Source organism: Bradyrhizobium acaciae, assembly GCF_020889785.1.
In the GTDB taxonomy this organism is placed as follows: Bacteria; Pseudomonadota; Alphaproteobacteria; order Rhizobiales; family Xanthobacteraceae; genus Bradyrhizobium; species Bradyrhizobium acaciae.
In genome coordinates, this window is record NZ_JACMYK010000093.1 from 21,226 (window position 1) to 27,788 (window position 6,563).

At 65.2% G+C, this 6,563-nt stretch carries 9 protein-coding genes; 2 read left to right on the plus strand and 7 right to left on the minus strand.

Features of this window, described 5'->3' with window-relative positions; genetic code table 11:
• The first annotated feature begins 91 nt into the window (after positions 1–91).
• A complete protein-coding gene (locus H8A92_RS27855; protein WP_229198714.1) occupies positions 92–949 on the plus strand; it encodes a LysR family transcriptional regulator in 858 nt (285 codons plus the stop codon).
• 19 nt (positions 950–968) lie between these two features.
• On the opposite strand, the gene H8A92_RS27860 is transcribed toward H8A92_RS27855, so the two are convergent.
• From H8A92_RS27860 to H8A92_RS27875, 4 genes are read right to left on the minus strand one after another with little or no spacing between them, the layout of a single operon-like run.
• Positions 969–1,394, minus strand: coding sequence for a hypothetical protein (locus H8A92_RS27860; protein ID WP_229198715.1), 426 nt, complete (start codon positions 1,392–1,394; stop codon positions 969–971).
• Between the two features lie 11 nt (positions 1,395–1,405).
• Positions 1,406–2,842 (minus strand): TIGR01777 family oxidoreductase, encoded by a 1,437-nt coding sequence (locus H8A92_RS27865; RefSeq protein WP_229198716.1) that lies wholly within the window; start codon positions 2,840–2,842, stop codon positions 1,406–1,408.
• Positions 2,839–3,504, minus strand: coding sequence for a DUF4166 domain-containing protein (locus H8A92_RS27870; RefSeq protein WP_229198717.1), 666 nt, complete (start codon positions 3,502–3,504; stop codon positions 2,839–2,841). The genes H8A92_RS27865 and H8A92_RS27870 overlap by 4 nt, the downstream gene beginning before the upstream one ends.
• Positions 3,505–3,530: 26 nt before the next feature.
• On the minus strand, positions 3,531–4,088 hold the full coding sequence (locus H8A92_RS27875; RefSeq protein ID WP_229198718.1) for a GbsR/MarR family transcriptional regulator: 558 nt from the start codon (positions 4,086–4,088) through the stop codon (positions 3,531–3,533).
• Between the two features lie 175 nt (positions 4,089–4,263).
• Here H8A92_RS27875 and H8A92_RS27880 point away from each other — a divergent pair, with 175 nt between their 5' ends.
• Entirely contained in the window at positions 4,264–5,076 is an 813-nt protein-coding gene (locus H8A92_RS27880; RefSeq protein ID WP_229198719.1) for a class I SAM-dependent methyltransferase, read from the plus strand.
• Here H8A92_RS27880 and H8A92_RS27885 read toward each other — a convergent pair.
• The 3 genes from H8A92_RS27885 to H8A92_RS27895 form a co-directional block, all read right to left on the minus strand.
• Positions 5,073–5,372: an acylphosphatase gene (locus tag H8A92_RS27885; RefSeq protein ID WP_229198720.1), complete on the minus strand. Its 300-nt coding sequence runs from the start codon at positions 5,370–5,372 to the stop codon at positions 5,073–5,075. The genes H8A92_RS27880 and H8A92_RS27885 overlap by 4 nt on opposite strands.
• On the minus strand, positions 5,369–6,235 hold the full coding sequence (locus H8A92_RS27890) for an isocitrate lyase/PEP mutase family protein (protein WP_229198722.1): 867 nt from the start codon (positions 6,233–6,235) through the stop codon (positions 5,369–5,371). Before H8A92_RS27890 ends, H8A92_RS27885 begins: the two co-directional genes overlap by 4 nt.
• A 105-nt stretch (positions 6,236–6,340) precedes the next feature.
• A partial coding sequence (locus tag H8A92_RS27895) for a DUF2118 domain-containing protein (RefSeq protein WP_229197887.1) occupies positions 6,341–6,563 on the minus strand: 223 nt, incomplete at its 5' end.

Genomic DNA, 6,563 nt, shown 5'->3' on the forward strand with positions numbered 1-6,563 from the left:
GCGCGGGTCAATCGCGCCTCCTCTAGCTAGACCTTCGCGGATCATCTTGGTATCTTATCTATATGGATAGCAATGATAACGATCATTGATCATGACGACCACGCTCGACATCGATACCGTGCAGGCCTTCCTCCTCGTCGCCGAGCTGCAGGGCTTCACGCGCGCCGCCGAAGCGCTCGGCACTACGCAAGCGGCGATCAGCATGAAATTGCAGCGGCTCGAAACCGTGCTCGGCAAGCGGCTGGTCGAGCGTTCGCCGCGCGCGGTGCGGCTGACCGCCAATGGCGCGGCGTTCCTGCACCACGCCCGCGCGCTGATCGAGGTGCATGACCGCGCGCTCTCGGGCGAGAAACCGGCACGGCAACAACTCACGCTCGGGATCAGCGATCATGCCGCGGGCCCCGAGCTGGTGCCGCTGCTGGAGCGGTTGCATGCGATGGCCTCCCAACTAGCTCTCTCGGTGACGATCGGTTTCTCGCGCGAGATGCTCGATGCCTACGATGCTGGCGAACTCGACGCCGTGATCGTGCGCCAGGAAGGCAGCCGGCGCGGCGGCGAGAAACTGGCCGAGGACGAATTCGGCTGGTTCGCCGCCAAGCGCTTCGTCTGGCCGCGCGGCGACGCCTTGCCCCTGGCGACCCTCGCGCCACCCTGCGGCGTACGCGCCCTGGCCGTGCGCGCGCTCGACAAGGCCGGCATCGCGTGGACGGAAAGCTTCATCGGCGGCGGCGTCACCGCGGTGGTATCAGCCGCACTCGCAGGACGTGCTGTCGCGCCCCTCGTCCGCCGCATCGCGCCGCCGGGCCTGATCGACATCGGACGAGCGCACAAGCTGCCGCAGCTCGGCGCATCAAAGGTGATGCTGCATTCCAAGGTCAGCGATCCCGCGAAGCTGGCGGCGTTGCGGACGCTGGCTGCGACGTTCCGGAGTGTCGCCGCAGCGACCTGACGAGAACGACCATGCGGTCTCAGGAGGAATATTCGGCGGCCTCCAGCTCTCGCACGACAAACCAGTAGGTCAGACCTGCGACGAATCCGGCTACAGCGAACAGGCAACCAAGTCCCGATGTCCAGACTGCCGGAGATCGCAGCAGGACGCTGATGCTCAACGCGCCGATCACGGTGCCTGCGCAGCCGAAGAACCCGGCCGATCCGATCAGAAGCTCTTCGCCCACCCAGATGACGATCGCGGCGGGAATAGCGGTCAAGAAACAGGTGACGACGAAAACCAGGAATGAGGGAAGCAGAAGCGCGACGATGCCTCCAAACAATCTGGTTATGTCGCCACCGGACATGATCATCAGAAGGGTCTGGGCAACGCCAGAAAGCACCGCGGTCGCGGCGCCACAGCCCGCCAACCAACCTCCGAAAGCGCGCGAACAGGTGTTGGACATCGTGCCCTCCTCTACAGAATCGCCTCGAATGCACTGCGCAGGGTTTCGTGCCGAAACACAAAGCCATTGCTGAGCGCCTTGTTCGGCAGCACGCGCTGGCCGCCGAGCAACAGCTCGTTGGCGAAGTCGCCGCCGACGGCGCGGAGCATCCCGGCAGGCACGCGGAAGACCGCTGGCCGATGCAGGCGGCGCCCCAGCTCCTCGGTGAATTTGGTGTTAGTCACGGGGATCGGTGCGGTCGCGTTGATCGGCCCCGAAAGCTCAGGCTTGACGATCACATGCGCGATCAGGCGGACCAGATCGTCGCGCTCGATCCACGACATCCACTGCTTGCCCGAGCCGAGCGGTCCACCGAGACCGAACTCGAACGGCGTCAGCATCCGCGTGATGAAGCCGCCATCAGTGCCGACCACGAGACCGATCCGCAAATAAGCCATGCGGACGCCGTGCTCGGCGGCGGGCTTCGCCGCATTCTCCCAGGCCTCACACAGCTCGTGACTGAAGCAGGCGTGGGACTTCGCCGATTCCGTCAGAACCTGGTCCTGCCAGAGTCCGTACCAACCGATCGCGGAGCCGCTCACCAGCACCGACGGCTTGCGCTCGAGCCGCGCGATCAGCTTGACGACTTCGGCCGTGATATCGATCCGCGAGGTGATGATCTTGCGGCGCTTCGCTTCGGTCCAGAGACCATCGCCGATCGGCTCGCCCGCGAGATTGACGATGGCGTCGATCCCCGTGTCGGTGGGCAACTGGTCGAGGCTGGTGATCAGCGTCACCGGCGGCGGCAGCATATCGGTCTTCGCCGGATTGCGGATCAGCGCAATCACCTGATGGCCCGATGCCGTGAGGCTGGCGACAAGGCGACTGCCGATGAAACCGGTCGCGCCGGTCACCAACACCGTCTGCCGCGCCGGCAATTTTTCGACCAGCGTCGCAGCCGGCACGCTGGCCATTCGTCCCAGACGTCTGGCCGCAGCAAAGTCACGTGCGCCGAATAGCGCGGCACCGAACGCCGCAGCGGTTGCGAACAGGCTTAGCAGACCTGCATAGGCCGGCACGACGGCCGTCGGCAGCAGCGCCCAGCCGATCAGGACCGGCACCAGCAGAACGAGGATGGCGCCGTAATTGATCGCGAGCAGCGTATAATTGATCCGCTCGCTCGGCGCCAGCTTACGGCTCAGATCCTCCTCGACGAAATCCATCAGCGTGATGACGACCTCGACGACCAACACGACCAGGATCGCGATCGCGACAATGCCGTGCACCTCCAGCCAGCCGAGCACGAGAAACAGCAGCGCATAAAGCATGTTCCGCACACTGTGCAGCTGCAGCTCACGGCGCTGCGACGGGCGCCAGGCCAGCCGCTCGGTGAACTCGTGGTGATAAAAAGTGTCGAATGCGCCCATCGCGATCTGAATGGCGACCAGAATCCAAAGCAGCGGCGTCATGATGTGGCCTCCCTGAACACGGCAGACTGACGGATCAGCCGGCCGAAACGCGGGTGGATGATTTCCAGCGTGAAGCGGAAGTCGCCGCAGCCGAGATCGGAATGGGTCACGGTGAGATCGCCGGGCGTGAGCCATTCGGGCAGCGGCAGGCGAAACGGACCGAGCTGCAGCGAATAGCCGACGCTGTGAAACACCAGCGCCTCATGCTCCACCGCGATCCGCAGCGCCATGCTGACGCCGAAGCCGACATATTCCTCGAGCCCGGTCGGACCGGCGAAGCGCTTGGCGGAATGGATCACCTGCGGGAAGCCGTCGCGGCGCGCGCAGATGCGGGTCCATATCTGGCCGCCGCTTGCGGCATCCTCGGTGACCGTGACGATCATCGGCACGCCGGTCTCGCTGCCGGTCGGGAGCGGTCCGCCGATCAGCCGCGCGGCCTGTGCCAGCCACCGCCCGGCGCGGCTGCTCACGGCCTCCTCGATCTCGCCGACATAGACGACGGTGTTGCCGTCCTCGAACCGCTTCGAGAAGCGGCGCCAGATCGCGACCGGCAGGCGGCCCCAATCCTCGTCCGACAGCAATGCGCGGAAGCGATGATCGTCGAGTAGTTTGGTATCGGAAGCCGGCGCTGTCTTTAAGGTGGATATCCTTGCTGACGCCATCGCACACTCCCGTTACGCCGCCGCCCCTATTTGGCTCTGCCTGTCGGCAGGAAACTCACGATCTTCTCGCCGAGCTTGATCAGCGCGACCAGGCGCGGCCGCGGCACGTTCAGCATCTGCGTGTACCAGCGGTCGACCAGCTCGGTGAATGTCAGCATCTCCTTCAACCGCTTGCTGGCGAGCGGAGAGATGGTCGGATCGTCAGCCGCGTCGGAGACACAGGCGCGTAGCGCCGCAAGCGCCGGATCGATCTCGCGCTCCTTGCGCCCGGCCGCGATCTTGGCCGCGACCTCCCAGATGTCGGTCTCGGCCTCGAAATGGTCGCGGCGATCGCCGAGGATCGGCACCCGCCGGATCAACCCCCAGGACAGCAGCTCTTTGATCGAATTGGAGACGTTGGAGCGCGCCATGCCGAGCGTGTCGGCAATGTCCTCCGCCGTCATCGGCGCCTCGGCGAGGTAGAGCAGTCCATGAATCTGGCTGACCGAGCGGTTGACGCCCCACTGGTCGCCCATATCGCCCCAATGCAGGATGAAGCGCTCGACGGCGGCGGGGAGTTTTTTCTTGGCGGTTATTTCTGTCATAACAGAAATATCAGACCGTTCGGAGCGAATGTCAAGGGCGGCCTCCGCCGCCGCAGGATGAGGGATACGTCGCAATTCGAGGCGTTGGCGCCGGCGGATCACTGGGTCATAGTTCGAGGGCGGCTTCTGCCCGTGACGGCCAGGACGGCCGTCCGCTTTTCGCGAGGGAATGCATATGACGGCTCCCCTTTCCGACAAGATCTTCGCGGGATCGGTCCCTCAGCTCTACGACCGGCTCATGGTGCCGATGATCTTTGCGCCTTATGCCCGCGACCTCGCGGAGCGCATCAAGGGCCACCGGCCGCGCGACCTGCTGGAGATCGCGGCGGGCACCGGAGCCGTCACCACCGTGCTTGCGACGGAATTGCCCGGTACGCAGATCATCGCGACCGATCTCAACGAGCCGATGCTGGCGCAAGCGAAGACGCATCTCGCGGGCAAACCGAACATCCGATGGCTGCAGGCTGATGCGCTGTCGCTGCCCTTTGGCGATGCGAGCTTCGATGTCGTCGCCTGCCAATTCGGCGCGATGTTCTTCCCCGACCGCGTCAAGGGTTACGCCGAAGCACGGCGTGTGATCAGGCCCGGCGGACGGTACTTCTTCAACGTCTGGGACAGGATCGAGGAGAATGATTTCGCCGACGTCATGCAGCAGACGATGCACAAGGTATTTGCGAGCAACCCGCCGCAATTCATGGCGCGGACGCCGCACGGCTATCACGATCCGGCGCGCATCCGCGCCGACCTGACCATTGCCGGCTTTCGCGACATTGCCATCGAGCTGGTCACCCAGCGGAGTCCCGCCGCTTCGCCCCAGGATGTCGCGATCGCCTACTGCCAGGGCACGCCGATGCGCGGCGAAATCGAGGCGCAGGGTCAACCGAGCCTCGAGGCTGCGACAGAGCGCGTGGCGGAGGCGTTGGCGCGCCGCTACGGCAACGGCCCCATCGATGGAAAGATTCAGGCGCTGGTGATTTCGGCCGCTTAGACCGTCGGCAGGAAGGCGAACCGCTTGCCCGCCCCGCGCAGGTTCAGCAGGTCAGGTGTGCCAGCACCTGCCTGTACGCGGTCGACGCGCGCCGAGATCGGACCACGGCCGCACGCCTTGATCATGTCGGCAACGACATCTTCGGGGCCGGAAAACACCGCTTCGACGCTCCCGTCACGGCGATTACGGACCCAGCCCTCGAGACCGCGCGCGTTCGCGTTTTCGTGAACCCAGGCGCGATAGCCGACGCCCTGGACGCGTCCGGTGATGGTGACGTGGCGGATCGCGCCGCTCACTTTTTCAAGCCGAGGAATTCGCCGCTGCGCGCCTTGGTCTCCGCCTCGCGCATCACGCGGCTGGTCAGTTCGGGGGACGCGATACCCTTGAGGTTCGTCGGCGAGGTGCCGTCACGTAGCGCCTTCAGCGTCTCGTAGACGGCCTGGGTTGCGGCCGCGAACGGCGCGTGGCCTTGCAGCGCGATCCTGACGCGCTGGCTCGCCAGATAGTCCAGCCCGGTCATCTCCTCCGGCACGCCACCGAGCACGATCGGCAGCGTCGTCGCCGCCGAAATCGCCTCCAGCTCACCGCGCGACTTGATGCCGGTGAAGAACAGCCCGTCGACGCCGACCGCCTCATAGGCCCGCGCGCGTGCGATCGCGTCGTCGAGATCAGTGATCGAGACGGCACCGGTCCGGCCCAGGATGACAAGCGTCGGATCGCTGCGGCCATCAAGCGCCGCCTTCATCTTGCCGACGCCCTCCTCCAGCGAGATCAGCTGGGTCTTCGGCTGGCCGAACGCCTGCGGCAGCAGCGTGTCCTCGATGGTGAGGCCGGCGGCACCGGCAGCTTCCACTTCCTGGACGGTGCGGCGGACATTGAGCGCGTTGCCGTAACCGTGATCGGCATCGACGAGCACCGGAAGGGTCGACGCACGCGACATGCGGCGTATCTGCTCGGCGAATTCGGTCAGTGTGATCAGCGCAATGTCGGGATCGCCGAGCACGGCGAGCGAGGCCACCGAGCCGCCGAACATGCCTAGCTCGAAGCCGAGATCCTCCGCAATCCGGATCGAGGTCGCGTCGTAGACCGAGCCCGGGCGAACGCAAATTGATCCGTTGAGGATCGATCGCAAGGATTCGCGGCGTTTGCGGAAGGCCATGGTGCTGTCTCCATCCGCGTCTGCGAGAAGCGAAGCGACGAAGCAATCCATCTGTCGTCATATGCGGTTAGATGGATTGCTTCGCTTGCGCTCGCAATGACGGTGCTATGCGAACTCCAGGATCAGCGCATCGACCGCGAGCGTTGCGCCGGCGGCGGCGTGGATCTTCTTCACCGTACCGTCGCGCTCGGCGCGCAGCACGTTCTGCATCTTCATGGCTTCCACGACTGCGAGCGTCTCGCCGGCCTTGACCTCCTGGCCCTCGGTCACCGCGATCGACACCACGAGACCGGGCATCGGACACAGCAATTTCTTGCCGGTGTCGGCG

Bases quoted from the DNA above. Each gene is read 5' to 3' on its own strand.
- H8A92_RS27855 (WP_229198714.1), top strand. From the start codon at position 92: ATGACGACCACGCTCGACATCGATACCGTGCAGGCCTTCCTCCTCGTC.
- H8A92_RS27860 (WP_229198715.1), bottom strand. From the start codon at position 1,394: ATGTCCAACACCTGTTCGCGCGCTTTCGGAGGTTGGTTGGCGGGCTGT.
- H8A92_RS27865 (WP_229198716.1), bottom strand. From the start codon at position 2,842: ATGACGCCGCTGCTTTGGATTCTGGTCGCCATTCAGATCGCGATGGGC.
- H8A92_RS27870 (WP_229198717.1), bottom strand. From the start codon at position 3,504: ATGGCGTCAGCAAGGATATCCACCTTAAAGACAGCGCCGGCTTCCGAT.
- H8A92_RS27875 (WP_229198718.1), bottom strand. From the start codon at position 4,088: ATGACAGAAATAACCGCCAAGAAAAAACTCCCCGCCGCCGTCGAGCGC.
- H8A92_RS27880 (WP_229198719.1), top strand. From the start codon at position 4,264: ATGACGGCTCCCCTTTCCGACAAGATCTTCGCGGGATCGGTCCCTCAG.
- H8A92_RS27890 (WP_229198722.1), bottom strand. From the start codon at position 6,235: ATGGCCTTCCGCAAACGCCGCGAATCCTTGCGATCGATCCTCAACGGA.